The sequence below is a fragment of the Algoriphagus sp. genome (genome assembly GCF_046296635.1).
Lineage (GTDB): Bacteria > Bacteroidota > Bacteroidia > Cytophagales > Cyclobacteriaceae > Algoriphagus.
Window position 1 is genome coordinate 20,065 of the sequence record NZ_JBKBKZ010000001.1, and the last position, 20,554, is coordinate 40,618.

Genomic DNA, 20,554 nt, shown 5'->3' on the forward strand with positions numbered 1-20,554 from the left:
TTCAAAACCCACTCACATTCATTTTCTTCCGAATAATCGAGTCACCGTATTTTTAAATGAATTAATCTGATCAATCGGATTAATCAAAGAACCTGAATTTAGGTCTTCATCCTTATCAAACCCCTCCTGCATAGGATAAACCAATAAGTAATTATGGGTTTGAAAATAGTTGTTGAGGTACTTGGGAAGTTTTTTCATAATGGGATCAAAGGATAAACCGTTTTTTCTACTCAAAATCACCACAAGAGCATCATTGCTTTTCAGGTCTCTGGAAATGATTAGAAAGTCTTCCCAATCTTCAAATTGAACATATTGAACAGATATTTCCTGCATTTTCTGAACTTGCTTGATATAGGATAAGGTCTCCTCAGTACCGTAAAAAATGAGTTTAGCACCAGTATTTACTCCGATATTCCACATTCTAAGGAGCCAAAAAGCAAACCCCATTTCTTTCTCAGCACCTTTTGGAATGACAACCATATATTGGTCAATCGTGCTGATCGGCTGGACATTTTTATAGATAAACGTAGTGATGTTACAGTTCTTTAGAATTCCCTCCGTGAGCTTTCCCAAAAAAGTATCAGAAATCCCATGCTGTTGGTGGAGACCTAAAACCAAGTCAGATGCTTTGTTTTCTTTGACTACGCTGGTAATTCCATTGACAATATCTGAGTCATAGCGAATAAGCTCTGTGAGATGATTGTCCGAACCTGAAGCGATTTTTGCAGCTTTTTCGAGCAATTTCCTAGCAGCCTTTTCCTTGGTCGTATCTTGGGAATCTGATGGGACAATATTCAAGGCTAGCAGTGAATTCCTTGACTTTTTGGCTTTGATTGTGATTCCTAGATTGATCAGTTCCTCAATATTTTCCGGGTAATTCACGGGAATCAGAATCTTCTCTGATTTGGAATCAGTGGTATCAGCGTCGTCCTCCTCTGCTTCTAAAGCCAAAACAGCTGCTCCTTTTTGTGCGACAAAAGAAGCCATAGTACAGGTGACCAAAATCATCAGAATTGTACCGTTGAGTACGCTTTCACTAAGCAATCGAATGGGTTCCCCGCTTGGATCTGCACCCAAAATAATGTTATAGCCGATCAATACAGCCGCCAAGGTTGCCGCTGCCTGAGCATTGCTTAGCCCAAAAATGATATCCCGCTGAGCCTTGGAAAATTTGAATGCTTTCTGAGTAATCCATGCTGCTAAAAACTTGGATACTGTTGCTACGACAGTCATCACAGTAGCAACAATGATCGTTTCCCAGCCTTCGAAAAACACTCTGAAATTGATCAGCATACCCACCCCAATCAGGAAAAAAGGAATAAATAAGGCATTGCCCACAAACTCAATCCGATTCATCAGTGCAGAGGTATGTGGAATCAGACGATTAAGCGCCAATCCTGCCAAAAACGCACCAATAATGGCCTCAATTCCTGCTGCTTCTGCGAGAAAAGCCGCCAGAAACACCATCGCCAACACAAAAATGTATTGGGAAATATTGTCGTCAAATTTGGTGAAAAACCAGCGACCAAGAATTGGGAAAACAAACCAAACGATGGAAGCAAAAATGATAAAGGATATAATCAGCCGAAGCCAAAATTCAGAGTTGATTTCTCCCTTACTCATGCCCACAATCACCGCAAGGACTAGGAGGGCGAGGGTATCCGTGATCATGGTGCCTCCTACTGTGATATTTACAGCTTTATTCTTGGCCACTCCCATTTTACTGATTATTGGGTAGGCGATCAAGGTGTGTGAGGCAAACATTGAAGCCAACAACACCGAAGTGTTGAGCGGAAATCCAAGCACATACAGTCCTGCCAAAATTCCCAATGTCATAGGAATGGAGAAAGTAAGCATTCCGAAAATGAGGCTTTTCTTGCTGTTTTTCTTGAAATCAGCGAGGTCGATTTCCAGTCCTGCCAAAAACATGATGTATAGCAAACCTACTGTTCCGAACAGGATTACGCTGCTATCCCGCTTAAGAAGATTGATTCCATAAGGGCCGATGATCGCCCCCGCAATGATCAAGCCGATGATCTGAGGGATTTTGAGTTTATTTAAAATTAAGGGAGCAAAAAGGATTATAAATAGGATAGAAGAAAAAATCAACACTGGGTTTGTCCAAGGAAGTTTGAAGTTCAAATCCGCTAATAAAATCATAGAAGTAAAGAGATTTGAGATAGGCATAATTTTCCAGACTGTTCAAAAATAGAAAGAATTGGTCATGGAAACTTATTTGATTTAGCAGTAGCTCATTTCTTCGAAAATCTCCGACAACCCTCGACAATCCCCGACAAATTGCTTTTCGTTTTCAGGCAAACTGATATCTTTAAGGATTCACTTTTTACCAACCAATAAATGGCTCTTAGCTGGAACGAAATCAAAGATCGCGCTTTGCGATTTACCAAAGAATGGGAAGGAGAATCCCGGGAAAGAGCGGAGAAGGATAGTTTTTGGAATGACTTCTTTACTGTCTTTGGAATATCTAGACGAAGACTGGCCACCTTTGAAGAGCCGGTCAAAAAGCTAAATAAACATCAGGGATTTATTGACCTCTTTTGGAAAGGGACACTGCTCGTGGAGCATAAGTCCAAAGGAAAAAGTCTGGATGGAGCGTTTGAGCAGGCTTCTGACTACTTCCATGGAATCAAGGATCACGAACTCCCAAAATATGTCCTGGTTTCAGACTTTGAAAACTTCCGACTTTATGATCTGGAAGAAAAGACAGAGCATAACTTCAACCTCGCTGAATTTCACAAAAACATCAAGCTCTTTGGATTCATCGCTGGATATCAAAAGCGAACTTTCAAAGATGAGGATGAGGTAAACATTGCCGCTGCCGAACTCATGGGTAAACTCCATGATCAGCTGGAGGACAGCGGTTATACGGGTCATGATCTTGAAGCTTACTTGGTTCGCTTGCTGTTTTGCCTTTTTGCGGATGATACTGGGATATTTGAAAAAGACACTTTCAAGGAATTCATCGAACTCAAGACTAACGAAGACGGATCTAATCTCGGCGCGATGCTGGCTCAGTTTTTCCAAGTGCTGAATACCCCTCGGGAAAAGCGCATGAGTAGCTTGGACGAACATCTTGCAGCCTTTCCCTATGTCAATGGAAAACTTTTTGAGGAATTCCTGATGATTCCGGCTTTCAATTCTCGGATGCGGGAGATTTTATTGCTTTGCAGTTCGCTGAACTGGGGTAAAATCTCTCCAGCAATATTCGGATCTATGTTCCAATCAGTGATGGATCCCAAAGAGCGCCGAAATCTTGGCGCACATTACACCTCAGAGAAAAACATCCAAAAGCTAATCAAACCCTTATTTCTGGACGAACTCTGGGAGGAATTCCACAAGATCAAGGGAAATAAAAAGCAGCTGAAGGAGTTTCAGGTAAAACTGGGAAAGCTCAAATTTCTCGATCCCGCCTGTGGCTGTGGAAACTTCCTGATTATCACTTATCGGGAGATTCGCCTCTTGGAATTGGAGGTGATGAAAGAAATCTACAAAGGGCAGCAAGCTATCGGTATCCAAGAGATTCTTTGCGTGGATGTAGATCAGTTTTATGGAATTGAATTTGAAGAATTCCCTGCGCGAATTGCAGAAGTCGCCATGTGGCTGATCGACCATCAGATGAATTTGAGAATTTCAGAAGAATTCGGCATGTATTACGCTCGACTTCCTTTGAAAAAATCAGCGAAGATATTTCATGGAGATGCTTTAGCTATTGATTGGCAAAGTCTCTTAAATCCAATAAATAGCATAGATGTCATTGCAAAGCATGCAAATATCTATTTGGTTAATGAACCTGCTGCTGAATACAAAACGGTAAATGTCCAGTCAGAAACAGTACAGTTTCATTATGGAGGCAAACCCGAAGAAAACCCAGAAATCAAATTTGATTACATACTAGGGAATCCCCCATTTATTGGTGCTAAAGTAATGTCGTCGCTTCAAAGAGAAGCGGTGGTCAGGGAATTTGATGGGTCTCAAGGTTCGGGAACTGTGGATTATGTTACAGCATGGTACATAAAATCAGCTAAGTACATTCAAGATACCAAGATCAAGGCTGCGTTTGTTTCAACCAACTCTATTGTCCAAGGGGAACAAGTCAGTCTTCTCTGGGGCCAAATGCTGAATAAGTACAAAATCAAAATTCATTTTGCCCATCGTACTTTTAAATGGAGTAATGAAGCAAGGGGAAAAGCAGCTGTTTATTGCGTGATTGTGGGATTTGCTTCATTTGATGTTTCCAAGAAATTCATCTATGACTATGATGATGTAAAAGGTGATCCAAATGAAATCATAGTAAAACACATCAATCCTTATTTACTTGATGCTAAGGATGTTTTTGTTACCAAAAGAAGTACTCCAATCTGTGATGTCCCGAAGTTGAGTTTTGGAAATATGCCATTGGATGGTGGCAACCTATTCTTGAATGAAAGTGAGAAAGAGACATTAATTGCTAAATATCCACAAGCTACCAAATACATCAAACGTGTATTTGGGTCAGAAGAATTTCTTCACAACAAGACCAGATATTGCTTGTGGCTCGAAAATGCACAACCCAATGAGTTAAGACAGATTCCAGAGATTTTGGAAAGAATCGAAGCAGTGAGAAAGTTTAGATTAGCCAGTATCGCTCCTTCCACTCAGAAGTTTGCATCAACACCAGGATTATTTCGTGATAGAAGGCTCCCTAAAACATATGTGGTCGTGCCTAAAGTGAGTTCGGAAAAGAGAAAGTACATTCCGTTGGGATTTTTTACCGATGAATACATTGCAACAGACCTTCTTTTTATCATTCCAGATTGCTCCTTATATCATTTTGGAGTATTGAGTTCGATGATGCATATGGTTTGGACAAGGAATGTATGTGGTAGACTAAAAGGTGATTATAGGTATTCGAAAGATATTGTCTATAATAATTTTCCTTGGCCTGTCAATCCTAGTCAAGAAAAGATTGCAGAAATTGAAAATAGTGCAAAGAGAATATTGGAAGTTAGGTCAGGATATGTGAGCAGTTCTTTAGCGGATCTTTATAATATCAAAACAATGCCGCTTGATTTAATCAAAGCCCACAAAGAATTGGATAAGGCTGTAGATAAGGCGTACAGAGCATCTTCATTTCCATCTGAATCAAAAAGATTAGAATACTTATTTGACCTACTTGAAGACTATCTTGGAAAAATCTTTAAAAGTTAATGAAATGAATAAAATACATATTTCACAAGTCCGGAGAGAAGTTAAGACCATTACCTTCCATCGAAAACCTACTTCTTGGGAAATAAAATTTGGATATGGCGCAATGCATTTCCGAGAATTTGAAATAAGCGAGCTTCTTGATGAGAACGGTTTTATTAAAAATAGAATTAGGGCAAAAAATGACGGGTTGGTTTATACATATTTCTAACCCCTAAATAAAGGTTTTGGTGTATGAATTATTAGAGGATTTAATTAGGCTATTAGAAAACACTTAAATATTTATACCATGGAAAAATTACAGCTTCATTATTATTTGGAAAATAATTCTCATGCAATGAATGCCTTTATAAAGAATAAGGCCGAATTAGAATTATTGAGACTTCTAAATCATGTTTCAAAAACTTTAAAATATGATTTAGAATTTGAAATTGAGGCATTAGAAGAAGGTGGGATATTAGAAAGAATCAGAATTATAAATAAGAAAAAAGGTAAGACTTATGTATTAGCTTTATCAATTTTTGGCAGTATTTTTACAACTATATTGACTAACGTTATTTCTGACTATATATCTAAAAACAAGAAATTGGAAAATCTCCAGATTGAGGTTTTAGAAAAGGAAAGCATCAAACTTGACTATGAAATAAAAAAATTGAAAGAAGCTGATTATAAAGATGAGGATTCTTTGAAAAAAGTAATCTTGTTTTTGTTAATGGATGGTAAAGTTAAAGTTTTAAAATCCAATTTTTATGAGTTCCTAGATAATGAACAAAAAATAACACAAATTTCTACATTAGAATTGGACAATAATAATGAGCCTATTTCCGAAGAAAAAATAGTTGAAAAATCAAAATTCAAACGATTTGTCGAAAAAGAAATTGAATTGGAACCAAAGGTAATTTCTAATTCAGAAGTTGAAATTATTTCTCCAGTTTTTAAAAAAGGAAATGACAATTGGAAAGGAATCTTGAATGGTGAACCGATAGAATTTAAAATAGGTGATTTAGAATTTAAAAAGAAGGTTTTAGATAGGCAGGTTAGTTTTACAACTGGAACAAAAATTTTATGCGAATTAGAAATTAAAATTGTATTAGACAAAAAGGGTGATCCTAAAGTGAAATCAAGATACGCATATGACATAGTGGTAAAGTAACTTGAATTCTAAAACTCGGATTGGATTTATTTCTAATTGCAGTCTTCGGTACCTGTATTTATTTACTTAAAATCGAAATAAATTTCAAAACAAAAAATATTGAGATATCTTATTAAATTTCTATTTATGAGAAAAGTATTATATTCTATTTCAATCATATTGGTAGTTCTGCTAAATTTTCAGGAAGCTTATTCTCAAACTGAAAATTTTGACAAAATAATGCAAGATCAGATAAGGCGAGGAAATAATCTAAGGTTTGTTTCTGACAAAGGTTTAAGAGTTTCGGTTGTCTTTGAAGGTTTAGATGACTTGGGGGCTAATCTACCATTTAGTAAAGAGAGCCTCGTAACTGATATAGAGTTGAAATTGGATCTACATGGTATAAACTATACTCGGGAGTATGACTTAGTAGCAAGACCGGTTTTATATATCACTGTTCTTGCCATAGTTGGTGAATATAATACTATTTTTTATAGTGGAGCTTTAACATTAGAGACTACAATAATTGAGGGTGCGGATTATAGGGACAAAAATGGGCCTATTTTTCAGTTTAACTCTTTAACTCTTTATGATAAGCACATCATTGGAGAAGCAGGAAAATCCAAATACTCAAGCATAAGAAATAATTTATTGTCTTTAGTTGATAGTTTTATAGCTGATTACAATTATGCCAACCGAAAATAATTTCCCCATCTCTGCGTAGTCCATTTCCTTTCACCTTTGAGGTTCCGTTGACGCTAGGTGTAGTCCCCCTCTGGGCGTAGTTTATTGCCTTTCAGCTTTGAGGTTCCGTTGAGGCTAAGCGTAGATTGCATCTACGCTTTTATATTTTTCGGAATTTGTAATTCCTTTTCAAAAATGTTCAACACCTCCCGAAATCGCTTCGCTCAACGGGACTGAGGCTTCGGGGTTGTCTTCCTCATTATCGTCTACATTTTTCCGACGCTAGGTGTATTCCCCTACTTCGGCGTAGTCTATTGACTTTCACCTTTGAAGTTCAATGGACGCTAGGTGTAGTCCACGATAGCTATCGGGAGCATCTACATCCTACTGTTTTTTGGATCCCGTACAGCTGTCGGAAGTAATTCCATTTCCCATAAGTTCAACACCCTTCGGGGTTGTCATCCACCATCTTGACCTTCATTCCCCTAGGTTGCACCTAGGGCTATTGAGAAGTTCGATCCTTTCAGGATCATTAATTCTCTTCCCGAAATCTCCGTGCTCATCGGAACTTTCGTTGCAGTATCTTAATCTTTCGCATTCGTTAATCTTTCGCATTCGTTGTTTCCAATCCCCGACCCCTGATAAGGGGTTAAACATATCAATAGCCGCGGGTGAAACCCGTGGAAAACGATAGATACGATAGATTCCCCACGACCCCGCAGGGTGTCGAACATTTTCTTGATTTCCCAATAGTTCATCCCAGTTCGGGATTGTCGCTCTATTCCCCCGAAGGTTGTCGAATATATCTCTTGATTTCTCAATAGTTCAACATTCGACGGGTTCACCCTCGTAAATCAAAAAAATAAGATTGAAAGTAAATCAATAGATTTGGCGAACAAATCACTTGAGAATCCGGATCAGATTGGATTATTTAAACAATAAAAATGAACCCTAAGGACAGAATCTATCTTAAAATTTTAATTGGAATTAGTTTTTTAGCCTTGGCCCTTCATCTTCTGATTTTATTGAAAATCATACCCTATGAACTTACCTGGGGGGGAAAGCTGAAAAATGACAGCGAGATGTATGTTTTTGAGTTCTTTTCAATTACAGTAAATTCATTTCTATTGTATGTTTTACTTCAAAAGGGAAATTTTGTAAAACGGGTTTTTGGACCCAAAACCTTAACCGTAATCTTGTGGGTTTTCTTTGGCATTTTTGTGCTCAATACCTTTGGAAACCTATTTGCAGAAACAACCTTTGAAAAATCATTTTCAATTGTGACACTAATCAATGCCGTTTTAATCTGGAAAATTAATAGATCGAATTCCGGATTGCAGAACTTGCAAGCCTAATGCATTTAAGGACTTGTTAAATTTAATTGCCTTTCTGAATCCAAATTCATAAGCAGGAGCCTATTTCCTCAGTATAGGACCTTAGCCCTAGATGGGATTTGGAAGCTTTATTTTAAACTTTAAATTGCGATCTTGTTAGTTCAAATGTTTCCTATGAAAAATCAATTTTCAGTCCTATCAGCATTTTTGATCTTGCTTTTTGGCTGCGCAGCACCAAAGGAAAATGATTCCAAAAGCGAAGTTGAATTTGTGGTCACTGACAAATTCAAAACCTTTCCACTACCAGAGGATTTTGGTCACTCAGATTTGTATTTTCAATCAATAGCCGATCAATACTTTTTTCTTTTCGACTATGGTAGAATGCAACTTTTGACCTATTCCATCTCTGAAGAACGCCTAATCAATACCATCAAATTTGAAAAAGAAGGCCCAAAGGGCGTAGGAGCTATTTTGGCTGTTTTTGTCAAAAATCCAGAGGAGATTTACCTAACCACAAGGGGTAATCAGCTCTACAAATTTGACGGTGATGGCAACTTACTTCAAAAATTAGAGATCAATGTGGAGGGTTTGGAGGAAAAGGGAATCAGTCTTTTCTCGAATATTTTCACTCTGGCAAAGGATGGATTTTACTTTCCCGCTTTTCCCTTAGTTTTTGATTGGACGACTTTGACACCAAAGGAATTGACCGAAATCCCAAATCTGATGCGTTATGATACGCTCAGCAAAACTTTTGACATGATCAGTTATTTTCCGGAGGAATTTGTGGGTGATAACCTCAACAAATCCATTTTTCCTTTATTGTCCTTAGGCCCTGACGACAGGCCTGTAATCAATATGAACTTCAGGAATATTTACAGAATAGTAGATGGAGCGGTAATCTCATCATTTGCGGGGCACTCGGGTTTCCCAAATAATCCGCCGACCTCTAATTCTCCCAAGCTATTTGAGGATATGGACGAGATTATGAAATTGATTAATCACGTGGACATCTACACGGATTTGTTTTATCTCAAAAATCAGGATTTAATGGTTCGAGTGGCTAAGTTTGAAGATGTACCTGAGAATTACATGGACAGCGACTCTTTTATGGCCTCGAGATGGGGATTAGTATTCTTGGATTCAGATTTCAATAAAGTGGGTGAATTGGAATTAGAAACTGACAGATATTACGGCAAGTATATTTTCGGTGACAAAGAGGGAATTTGGGTTTCCGCTGATCATCAGAACAACCCCGATTTTTCCGAAGATTTCCTTCGATTTCAATTGATAGAGGTGAGGAAGTAAGGGCTTCGATTTGAAGTTCCACTGGTGCTGGAAGCAATTGGTGATAGCAATCGGGAGCATGTTTACATTTCGATTTTGAGGATTCTTATCCTGGTGTCGACAGGACTTATATTCTTACTTCAAAAACCTTTACAGAGTCTATTTTTATCAGGCAAAAAATTAATATTACTTTCGATAAATTTTATTTGGATTGAATCTAAACAAGGAATACTTTTGCCTTTGTTAAGATTGATTCTAAATAAATGAAACGAATTCTACCTCTTTTTTTGATCCTGCAAATAAGTATTTCCACAATGGCGGATCAGGTCTCTGGCAGGTTAATTAGCAAAAAGGCCCAGGAACCAATAGCCTTTGCACAAGTATTTGTTCAGACTGATGATGAGTTGCTGGGAACTGTGACTAACGAAGAAGGATTTTTCACTTTAAGGGCTCCGGGTATAATCATTGGAGAATTGATAATACAATCCTTAGAAACAGGAAAAATTAATTATGGCCCTATCAACACCTCAACTAATAAAAACCTCACTTTAGGAGACCTCAGTTTGGACTTGGCAATTACCAATCTTGCTCAAGTGGAAATTCGTGGAGACATCGGAGTTACCCAAATAGAACCTCAAAAAATCACTTACTCTACTGAAGATTTACTGTCACAAACAGGTGGCACAGCAGGTGATATCCTTAAAAATATGCCTTCTGTGGCCATGGGGGGAAGTCCCAACCAAAATAGAGACATAAGATTTAGAGGTCTGGGAAAGGGCTATACGCTAGTTCTTATCAATGGCAGAAATGTAGGAATAAGCGGAAATAATAGGGAAACTGTTCTTGATATGATTCCAGCTTCACAGATAGAATCTATCGAAATATTATCCCAACCCGGTGCGGACATTCAATCGGATGGGATGAATGGGGTGGTGAATATAATTCTAAAGAAAAATGCTCAATTGGGGACATCGGGTTCAGCCTTTTTGGCCGCGGATAACTTGGGAGGGTATGATGCGAATATCACGTTTAATCAAAAGTCGGGACCTATTCAGGTGATGGCTAGTATTGAAAAATTGAAAAGACAAGCTGATAAAACAGATTTGGGTTTTCAGACCAAGCTAAATGACAATGGCTCTGTAAAGGAAATTATTCCAATTAATAAATTCGAGCAAAGGCGATTTGACAATACCACTGCAAGATTAAATTTAGCCTACGAAGCTGGTAAGCAATGGTATCTGGAAGGCGAATATTTATACGGCCGTCAAGAAGAAGATAAAGATAAGACTGAAAACAACCTCACTTTAGATCCAAATAGAGTATTCAAAAAAGGAGTCCTAAGAGAGGAATCAGAGGATAAAGCTGTGACTTTTCACAACACATTTTTCAGGGCAAAAAAAGTTTGGACGAATGGTTTACAAATGGACCTTGGCCTGAATGCCAATCTTGGAAATGAGTCAAAATATAGACTCAGAGAGGATTTCACTCTTTTGTCAAATGGAAGTGTGGATGCCTCAAAAACCCCTAAGCTTCAACGGGAAAATGAGATAATTGATAACAACAACCTCAACCCCTACCTTTCATTTTCCAAAAGATTCTCAAAAAATGCTTCTATAAAAGGGGGTTACCAAGGCTTTATTATATCAAGAAAGTCAAATCGCTTAATTGAAGATTTCAAGACCACTGAGAATCAATGGGTGGTTAATGGATCAAACAGAAATCAATTCAATATTGCCGAAAATACCCATGCCTTGTTTGTAACCTCAGATTTGATCACCGGTGCTTGGAAGTTTACCTTGGGTTTTAGACAAGAGATTACCGATTTGCAAAGCGAATCGTTTGCTGATACGATTTTCACAGGAAAGTCCACCTACTTTATCCCATTGCCTAATTTTAAAACAATCTACACGCTTTCTGAAAATGAATACCTAACCGCCTCATTTGGACGGAGAGTAAGGAGACCTGGCTATCAGGATTTGAATCCATTCACCGAGATCAAAGACTTGACAGAAATTAGACAAGGGAATTCTGGTTTGAACCCAGAACTTGCATGGACTTATGAAGTAGGCTATTTCAAGCAGGTCAAATGGTTTAATGTCGGTGCAAATCTATTCTACAGAGATATTTCCAACTTGATTCAGAAAAATATTTCAACCACCACAGAAGGGATAATTTTGGAACGACCGGAAAATCTTTCTTCAGCCTATACTTATGGTTATGAATTGCTAATCGGAGCTAGGCCGACAAAATGGTGGAATTTAAACATGAATTATTCAAATTTTGAGTCTGCAATCCGTAGCGTAGGTTCTTTTGAAGGAGATGCGATCAAAGATCAATTTGAATGGACTGCCAAAGCAATCAACGACTTTTCTTTGCCTTGGAAGATAAATTTTCAAGCTACTTCAAACTTTGTAGGTCCGAAGGCTTCCACACAGGAAACTGAGCAAATGCTCTGGTTTATGGATATGGGCTTCTCAAAAGTCATCAAAAGTAATGGGCTTGCAATCCTCAGAATTTCAGATGTGTTTGACAGTATCCAAAAAGTAAGGACCAAAACTGCCGGAACTACCCTTGAAGAAAAAACTGAGGATACCCCAGGACAAATATTTTCACTAGGATTTAAATGGAATTTCTAAGATGAGCGACAAAAAATTCAACCTTCGAAAACAACTTTTCAATTGGCACATGTGGGCTGGGGTAGCCTTTGCCATTCCTGTGATACTTGTGTCACTCACCGCAATATTAATTGCCCACGAGAAAGGGCTTGGTACAAAAAAAGTGCTGGTGAATGCAGGATGGATGCCTGGATATCAGACCAATGAAAAGGATTTGGCCCATTACCTGGATGATATTAAAGCGTTCGCTCAAAACGGAGAAATCAGATATTATGGGACAAAAGTTGGGGTGATTGAAGAAAGTAATCAGGGGCTAACTGTTATTGCCGGAACGGAAGGAAAAGAAGTCCGAGATTTGGCTTTTGTAGAAGCAAAGATGCTTGTGGCAACTAAATATGGCTTGTATGAGATAAATGATAATCAAAGCAAAGAATTGGTGAAAGGGGACTTTCATGGCATTCAGGCTGATGAGAATAGGTGGGTTGCCTCATTAGGCAAATATGGAATTATGACTTCTGTCGATCAAGGAAAAACTTGGTCTGAGGCCGGTAAGTTTTCTGAAAATATCCCCTCAGAGTCATTGGCTGGCATTTCCTCACAACTTGTTCAATCCGGACAGATGGAAGCTGTTGCACTGGAGAAATTAATTCTTGATATCCACACTGGCAAAGCTTTCTTTGGTGAAGGTGCGATGTGGGTTTGGATTGATCTTATTGGACTTTCTCTCCTCCTGATGACCATCACTGGTATCTGGATGTGGTACAAGCGGAAATATGGGAAAACATCCAAAACAACTGCAAGACATCAAGGAAGAGTAAGTAGTCCAAAACCAATTATGCGTCCTGTTATGAAGCCGGTATTAAATTCTGAATCGGCAGAAATTTAGGATAATCCCTTACTTTGAGTAGTCAATTACCTTTCTAATTTGAAGTTCAGTGGACACTAAGTGTAGATTGCCTACCCTGCAATCTGGCCCAATGCTAAAATGATTAGCCGCAGCGAATCATTTTAGCATTGTCCTGCTTTTATATTTTTTGAATCCCGTACAGCTTGTCGGGGATAATTCCATTTTTTCGCTTGTATTGCATTTATGAAATGGCTTTTGTATCAGGAATATTTAATTTAAATACTTAAGCAATTGCTTAAATAAGAAGAATTTTCTAAGTTTGGTCTCAATTGTTCCCCCTTATGGCAAATGACACTTGTATTCGACTCTTAGCGGATCCTATTCAAATCAACCAATGCAAATCAATACTTTCTGAAAATCAGGAATCTTTTCATCGCCTGAGTGAAGTACTTTCATTAGCAGGAAATGAGGTTCGATTCAAGATTCTTTATCTTCTCTCAGTTGAAAAACAACTGTGCCCATGTGACCTTTCCGATATCCTGGGTATGACCATCCCAGCAGTTTCACAGCATCTTCGTAAGCTTAAAGATGGACGAGTAATAATAGGCAACCGAGTGGGTCAGACAATATTCTATTCCTTGTGTCTAGATCCTTTGAAGCTATTGAAGCCTCTCTTCAGCCACATTCAACCCAACATATCGGTATGAAATCGAGCATGTCGTATCCGACACACACTGGAATGATTATCCGTAATGCGAGATTCCACCTGCCTGCCGGCAGGCAGGTATGGCCTCTAAAAAACAATTATAATCATATGAAATCGAGCATGACCCAAAGCGACGCACAGAGGTATGGTTATAATTCATGCGAAGATTCCATGTGGCCTTTAAAAATCAAATTATAACCACATGAAATCTCCCTCAAAATCCCTGGCAGGAGCAAGCATTTTATCTGCTTTTGTCGCTTCGCTCTGTTGTATAACACCTATTTTGGCTGTCATTTCCGGTGCTACAGGATTAGCAGCATCTTTTGCTTGGCTTGATTCTTTTCGCCCATTTTTGATAATTCTGACCTGTATGATTTTAGCTTGGGCATGGTATCGTGCTCTAAGACCCCGGACAAAAGCTGAAATTGAATGTGCCTGTGACGAGAACCCAAGCTTTATTCAAAGCAAGAAATTTTTAGGGATAGTGACAATATTTTCCGTGCTGTTATTGGTTTTTCCTAACTATGCTCAGATTATAGCTCCTTCTCCTGCTGCTAAAGAAATTATCCTAGTGTCGGCAGACGATATACAATCTCTTACTTGGAGTATCAAAGGAATGACTTGTGATGGATGTGAAATCGCTGTTGAGAATGAAGTAAATAAACTCCCTGGGATATTGGCTGTAGATGCTATCTATGCAGAATCGGCTGTAAATGTCAAGTTTGATCAAACAAAGACTAATTCTAAATCAATAGTAGAAGCCATTTCCAAAACAGGATATCAAGTTCTTGGAAAAAAATAAAATTATGCCTGAAATTATCCTTCTTTCTCTGCTTACATGCCCTGCTTGTGGGCATCAAAAATTGGAAACAATGCCAACAGATGCTTGTCAGTTTTTCTATGAATGCGAGCAATGTAAGAATTTACTGAAACCAAAAGCAGGAGATTGTTGTGTGTTTTGCTCTTATGGATCAGTCGTATGTCCACCGATGCAGACTGGTGAAAAAACCTCTTGCTGCTAAATACTTTTATTTTCTGGATCTTTTTCTGCTTCTAAGATTTATGCCTCAATTTGGGAGTATATTAATTCCTTAATTTTAAGGTTTTAGACTCAGTGTAGATTGCATCTATTATTCATATCATTTAATCCTGCCTGTTGGACAGGCAGTCCTACAGTATTTTAGCTCCGACCCAATATTAAATTTTGTCCATTTCTGAAAAGCTTAACACAGATTTTTTGGAGATGTCCTTAATGTTACCCCATTTTTACGCCCATGTTATCTCAATCCGGTTTTTTGATGCTCATTCTCGTGGTAATTTTGGCTACTTTTCTACTTGTAGAGCTCCTCCGATGGTTTATTTATAAAAAAAAGTAAACTTTTTCGGAAATGGTGTTGGATCCAAATTCATTAAAAATTGATATTTTGGCTTCAATCCTAAATTTTAAAAGGTATAAGAAACGGAGGGTATCAGGTTGCTCTAATTTATTACGATGCTCAAATTCAAAAACTTCTGACCCCCAATTGGTCTCATTTTTGTCGGCAAAAATTTGGCGTTTTTAGGGAACCTATTTCCCGTGAAATGCTATTTTCAAACCACGTTATCAACCCAAACAAAAAAATCACTTTTATGACCGAACAACAAAAACGAGCACTCGAAGACGCCATCGCGGCTTTGAAAGGAAAATTGACCGGTGACATGTTTGCCGATATGGAAACTCGGGATGAAATTCACAACCTGGAAATGCAGCTCAAAGGCGTCAAACCGATGGATTCACATTTCGATTGCATTGGCTGCGGCAGTTAATTTATAGTTTTGGCCAGATATTTTATCATTTACAAACCCTTTGGGGTTTTGACACAATTCACCGGAGAGGAGCCCACGCTGGCTTCTCTCGGTGCTTTTCCCCCGGATGTCTATCCTGTTGGCCGACTTGACAAGGACAGCGAAGGCCTCTTGCTCATCACGGACGATAAGGTGCTCAATCATCACCTGCTTAATCCTCGATTTGGTCATCAACGAACCTACTATGCCCAAGTGGAGGGAGTTCCTACTTCTGAGGCTTTGGCTCAACTTAGATCAGGCGTCATGATTACTGTCGATGGCCGAGACTATAAAACCAAACCATCTCTTGCAAAAATTCTTGATCCTGCTCCTGAATTGCCTGAACGAAATCCGCCGATTCGGTATAGGGCATCAATTCCGGATACTTGGATTGAATTAACTTTGATCGAAGGGAAAAACAGACAAGTCCGTAAAATGACCGCCGCTGTGGGCTTTCCTACACTTCGACTGGTTCGATATTCCATGGAAAAAATCAACATCAAAGGCATGAAAGTGGGTGAAATCATTGAACTGGATGAAAAAACGGTCTATCATCAACTGGGACTTACCGGTTTTGCCAAGACGAGTGACCAATCCAAAACGAACCGAAATCCACGTCGATCTTAAACCCGAAATATGCATTAGAAAATCTACTGCGGATTCAAACCACCTCAAAATCAGTCGCTATGCTTCACTTTTCGATCTCACCGTAGCGGTGCTACGCCTCGCTCTCCAAAGTGACTGATTTTCTTGCAGTTTGAACCCTCGCTACGAATCCTAATGCATAATCCGGGTTAAAAAATCCTAAAAACCATCTGGTTTTTGGGCATTACCGCTGCTAAGATTTAAGATTGTGGGTTGGTTCAAATTCCCCTATTTTAGCCGTGCCGTTTAGGTATATAAAACTTGTATTTCATGCATCAGGAAAAAATCGCTGAGGTTATTCAGGAAGTAAAAAAAGTAGTGGTCGGACAGGACAAGATGGTCAATCGACTCTTGATCGGATTATTTACGAATGGACATATTTTGCTGGAGGGCGTGCCGGGATTGGCTAAAACGCTGACCGTAAACACACTTGCCAAAGTTCTACATTTGGATTTCAACCGGATCCAGTTTACACCGGATTTGCTCCCATCTGATTTGATCGGAACCATGATTTACAATCAGCAGAATGCGAGCTTTGAGGTAAAAAAGGGTCCAATCTTCGCCAATGTGATTCTGGCGGATGAAGTCAACCGATCTCCTGCCAAGGTGCAGTCAGCTTTGCTTGAAGCGATGCAGGAAAAGCAAGTGACGATTGGTGAGACGACTTTTACACTTGATCGACCCTTCTTGGTTTTGGCAACTCAAAACCCGGTAGATCAGGAAGGGACTTATCCGCTTCCGGAAGCGCAGGTGGATAGATTCATGATGAAGGTGCACATCGACTATCCAAATAAGGCAGACGAAATGGAAGTCATGCGACGCATGTCCAACATGCAATACACGACTGAAGTCAGACCGATTCTTTCCAAACAAGATATTTTCGACATCAAAAATGGGATCAATTCAGTAAAAATTGCTGAGCCTTTAGAGCATTATATTATCGAGTTGGTATTTGCCACACGTTTCCCGCTTCAATACGGACTGAAGGATGAAGCGAAGTACATCATGTTTGGAGTTTCTCCCCGGGCAAGTATCAATTTGAACCTTGCTGCAAAAGCGGTTGCATTTATGGATGGCAGAGATTATGTCTTGCCGGAAGATATCAAAGAAATCGCCGAGGACGTACTCAATCACCGGATTTTGCTCAACTATGAGGCCGAAGCTGACAATGTCAACACGCGAACTCTTGTAAAAACTCTACTGGAAAAAGTACCGATTAATAAAACGGTAACATTGAAATAATATTCAAAAGTCTCGCTTTCAAATCGTAAAAGCCTCTTTACAATTCGAAGCCATCACAATATGAAAAAATTGTGATGGCTTTCACTTTTTTTAGACTCCTCCTCTTAAAACAAAGATAATCTTTCGTACCCACTCAATTAACATTGGCAACGCACCTTTGTGGCGCTTGTACACATGTTTAATCGTTTTATGAAAAAAATCTTTACTCTTGTCCTTTTTATGTGCCTGATGGTTAGCGGACTGCTGGCTCAAACGGGGTCGATAAAAGGGACAATTTCCGATAAAGGTACCAAGGAGACCATCATCGGCGCAAACTTAAGAATCGAGGGAAGCACCATCGGTGCTATCACCGACATCAATGGTCAGTTCGAAATTTCAGGAGTTAGTCCAGGGATTTATGATCTCACGATCAGTTATGTATCCTACAAAACACTTCAAATCACTGGAATTGAAGTGCTGGCGGACAAGGTTACTGTAGCAAACCTTGATCTGGAGGAGGATCTCGGAGAATTGGGAGAAGTAGTCGTAATGGCTGCGAGAGAAACCAATACCGACATTGCGATTATTTCTGAAATCAGAAAATCTTTTCAAGTAGTGAGTGGGATGTCTGCAGAACAGATTTCTTTGTCTTTGGACAGAGACGCAGCACAAGTAATTCGAAGAGTGCCGGGAATCACTATTACAGAAAACAATTTTGTTCAGATCAGAGGATTAGGAGCAAGGTATAACCCTGTTCAGCTTCATAATGCCTTTGCACCCTCAGTGGAGGCTGATATCAAGTCTTTTAATTTCAATATTCTCCCTAGCTCTCAATTGGACAGAATGTTGGTTTACAAATCACCATCTCCTGACATATCAGGTGATTTTTCTGGTGGTTTGGTAAAAATCTTTACTAAAAGTATTCCCGAGGAAAATCTCGTTACGCTGGATTACTCTACGCAGTTTAGATCTGGAACTACATTTGATACATTCAGAAACCAACAGCGATCTGATATCCACTGGACAGGATTCAATAATGGTTACCTCGACCTTCCGGATAATTTTCCTTCAAGTCTAAGAGACAGCCGCTTGACAAGAGATGAACTGGTTGCTGCCGGCAGATCGCTTCCAAACGTATGGGAACCGGAGACAAGAACTGCGGGTTTGGATCAGCGAATAAGTCTTACGGGAGCTTTCAAATTTAATATTGGAAAGCGGATCAAAGCAGGAAACATTACTTCCCTCAATTACAGTAATTCCTATTCAAATTTTGGAATTGAAAGAGGTGATTACAACCAATTTGATCAAGAAAGTGGCAACCGATCTATTATTTTTTCTTATCTGGATCAACAATATACCCAGTCAATCAGATCAGGCCTGATCCACAATTGGGCATTTCGAATTGGAGAGAAAAGTTTGATCGAATTCAAAAATCTTTACAATCAAAATTCGGTTTCTCAATATGTTGACAGATATGGTAACAACTTGGAAGCTCAGCAATTTGCAGATTTGGCTTTTGGTTCCTATGACCAAGTTTATAGAGGAATTTATTCCGGTCAATTATTAGGGAATCACAAGTTCATGAATGAGACTTTGAAATTAGATTGGATGGTAGGATACAGTTCATCCAACCGAGATCAGCCTGATTATAAGCGATACAGAAAGGATATTGACATAGATACGGGAGTTGGTCAATTATATATTCCACCAGGACAAGCAGTATCTGACTTTTTAGGACGATTTTATTCAGAAATGAATGAGAATGCTGTAACTGGATCTTTTGGCTTATCCAAGATATTGAAAATCAGAGGCCTGAAAGATTTTGCTCCTGAAGTTAAAGGTGGTGTTTTCTACGAAAAAAAGGAGCGAACATTTAATGCCAGAAACATTGGCTACGTAAGGCCAGTAATCGGTTTTAATCAGGATCTGGCATTTTTGGAAGTTTGGCAATTACTCGAGGCACAAAATATTAACTACCAAGGTGGAGTGAGAATTGATGAGCAATCCAACCCTTCTGATAGCTATACTGCGAGCAATGAGTTGATGGCGTTTTACGGAATGGTTAACCTTCCAATAACAGCAAAACTAAATGCATTGGTTGGTGCACGATACGAGGGAAACACCCAAATTTTGAACTCGGCTACTTTTACTAATCAGCCTATAAACGTTAATTATCCAATTAACAGACTCCTTCCTTCGGCAAATCTTAGCTATAATATCACCAGTAAGTCTTTATTCAGACTAGCCTACGGGGAGACCTTGAACAGACCTGAGTTCAGAGAATTGGCACCTTTCGGTTTCTATGACTTCAACACCAACTTCACTAATCGGGGAAATCCTGATTTGCAGACTCCAAGGATCCATAACATGGATTTTAGATTTGAGTCTTATCCAAGTGCATTCGAAACTATCAGTGTAGCGTTTTTCTACAAATATTTTGATCGCCCTATCGAGACTGTATTTATTCCTGGTGCGGGTTCTCAAGGTGCAAAAGCATTCACCTTCGGGAATGCTGAATCGGCAGTGAGTTATGGAATAGAACTAGAGATGAAAAAGTCCTTCTCCGGAATGACTCAGTCGAGTTTTGTTGACAGACTTAATCTCGTGTTCAATGCAGCTTTGATCAAGTCAGAAGTTGATTTGGGAGCATTGGCTGTGGGTCAATCTTCTAATCGTCCGCTTCAAGGTCAAGCACCCTATATTGTAAACGCCACACTTTCTTACACCGATGAGCTGAGAGGCTGGCAAGTCAACACGCTCTACAATGTAGTAGGTCGAAATATCATTTTTGTAGGATTCGATTCCTACCCTGATATCTACCTTATGCCAAGAAATGTGCTTGATGTCACTATTGTAAAGCGTGTTTCGGACAAATTTAAAATCAAAGTAGGAATTTCTGATATCCTAAATGAGAGAAATCTTTTGCTTCAAGATGCAAATGATGATGGGATTTTTGATCCCAAATTCGACAACATTATTCAGGGTTTCTCTCCAGGTTCAGTCTTCAGTTTAGGTTTCTCTTACGATTTGTATAAAAAATAAAACCAGTTAATTAAT

The 20,554-nt window shown here is 39.0% G+C and carries 15 protein-coding genes; 14 read left to right on the forward strand and 1 reads right to left on the reverse strand.

What is annotated here, in order from left to right; all coding sequences use genetic code 11:
• Window positions 1–18 precede the first annotated feature (18 nt).
• On the reverse strand, window positions 19–2,160 hold the full coding sequence (locus tag ACK4HU_RS00075; RefSeq protein ID WP_409803191.1) for a cation:proton antiporter: 2,142 nt from the start codon (window positions 2,158–2,160) through the stop codon (window positions 19–21).
• 198 nt (window positions 2,161–2,358) lie between these two features.
• Between ACK4HU_RS00075 and ACK4HU_RS00080 the strand changes: the two genes are divergently transcribed.
• The 14 genes from ACK4HU_RS00080 (at window position 2,359) to ACK4HU_RS00145 (ending at window position 20,539) form a co-directional block, all read left to right on the forward strand.
• Window positions 2,359–5,208, forward strand: a complete 2,850-nt coding sequence (locus ACK4HU_RS00080; RefSeq protein WP_409802683.1) for a class I SAM-dependent DNA methyltransferase — start codon at window positions 2,359–2,361, stop codon at window positions 5,206–5,208.
• Between the two features lie 286 nt (window positions 5,209–5,494).
• Window positions 5,495–6,358 (forward strand): hypothetical protein, encoded by an 864-nt coding sequence (locus ACK4HU_RS00085; RefSeq protein WP_409802685.1) that lies wholly within the window; start codon window positions 5,495–5,497, stop codon window positions 6,356–6,358.
• A 126-nt stretch (window positions 6,359–6,484) separates the two neighbouring features.
• Window positions 6,485–7,042: a hypothetical protein gene (locus tag ACK4HU_RS00090; protein ID WP_409802686.1), complete on the forward strand. Its 558-nt coding sequence runs from the start codon at window positions 6,485–6,487 to the stop codon at window positions 7,040–7,042.
• Between the two features lie 923 nt (window positions 7,043–7,965).
• A complete protein-coding gene (locus ACK4HU_RS00095; RefSeq protein ID WP_409802687.1) occupies window positions 7,966–8,376 on the forward strand; it encodes a hypothetical protein in 411 nt (136 codons plus the stop codon).
• Between the two features lie 153 nt (window positions 8,377–8,529).
• On the forward strand, window positions 8,530–9,660 hold the full coding sequence (locus ACK4HU_RS00100; protein WP_409802689.1) for a DUF4221 family protein: 1,131 nt from the start codon (window positions 8,530–8,532) through the stop codon (window positions 9,658–9,660).
• Window positions 9,661–9,902: 242 nt separating this feature from the next.
• Window positions 9,903–12,275: a TonB-dependent receptor domain-containing protein gene (locus tag ACK4HU_RS00105; protein WP_409802690.1), complete on the forward strand. Its 2,373-nt coding sequence runs from the start codon at window positions 9,903–9,905 to the stop codon at window positions 12,273–12,275.
• A 1-nt stretch (window position 12,276) separates the two neighbouring features.
• Window positions 12,277–13,140, forward strand: coding sequence for a PepSY domain-containing protein (locus ACK4HU_RS00110; RefSeq protein ID WP_409802692.1), 864 nt, complete (start codon window positions 12,277–12,279; stop codon window positions 13,138–13,140).
• A 302-nt stretch (window positions 13,141–13,442) separates the two neighbouring features.
• Window positions 13,443–13,808 carry an ArsR/SmtB family transcription factor gene (locus ACK4HU_RS00115; RefSeq protein WP_409802693.1) on the forward strand — a complete coding sequence of 122 codons (366 nt, stop codon included), beginning with the start codon at window positions 13,443–13,445 and terminating at the stop codon, window positions 13,806–13,808.
• 201 nt (window positions 13,809–14,009) lie between these two features.
• The gene (gene merTP / locus ACK4HU_RS00120; protein ID WP_409802695.1) at window positions 14,010–14,609 is read left to right on the forward strand and encodes a mercuric transport protein MerTP; all 600 of its coding nucleotides are present in this window, start codon (window positions 14,010–14,012) and stop codon (window positions 14,607–14,609) included.
• Window positions 14,610–14,613: 4 nt separating this feature from the next.
• Window positions 14,614–14,829 carry a GDCCVxC domain-containing (seleno)protein gene (locus tag ACK4HU_RS00125; RefSeq protein ID WP_409803192.1) on the forward strand — a complete coding sequence of 72 codons (216 nt, stop codon included), beginning with the start codon at window positions 14,614–14,616 and terminating at the stop codon, window positions 14,827–14,829.
• A 607-nt stretch (window positions 14,830–15,436) separates the two neighbouring features.
• Window positions 15,437–15,613, forward strand: coding sequence for a hypothetical protein (locus ACK4HU_RS00130; protein ID WP_304901748.1), 177 nt, complete (start codon window positions 15,437–15,439; stop codon window positions 15,611–15,613).
• 9 nt (window positions 15,614–15,622) lie between these two features.
• A complete protein-coding gene (locus tag ACK4HU_RS00135; RefSeq protein WP_409802696.1) occupies window positions 15,623–16,258 on the forward strand; it encodes a pseudouridine synthase in 636 nt (211 codons plus the stop codon).
• Window positions 16,259–16,546: 288 nt separating this feature from the next.
• Window positions 16,547–17,518: an AAA family ATPase gene (locus tag ACK4HU_RS00140; RefSeq protein WP_409802698.1), complete on the forward strand. Its 972-nt coding sequence runs from the start codon at window positions 16,547–16,549 to the stop codon at window positions 17,516–17,518.
• Between the two features lie 189 nt (window positions 17,519–17,707).
• Complete coding sequence (locus ACK4HU_RS00145) at window positions 17,708–20,539, forward strand: TonB-dependent receptor domain-containing protein (protein ID WP_409802699.1); 2,832 nt, start codon at window positions 17,708–17,710, stop codon at window positions 20,537–20,539.
• Window positions 20,540–20,554 lie beyond the last annotated feature (15 nt).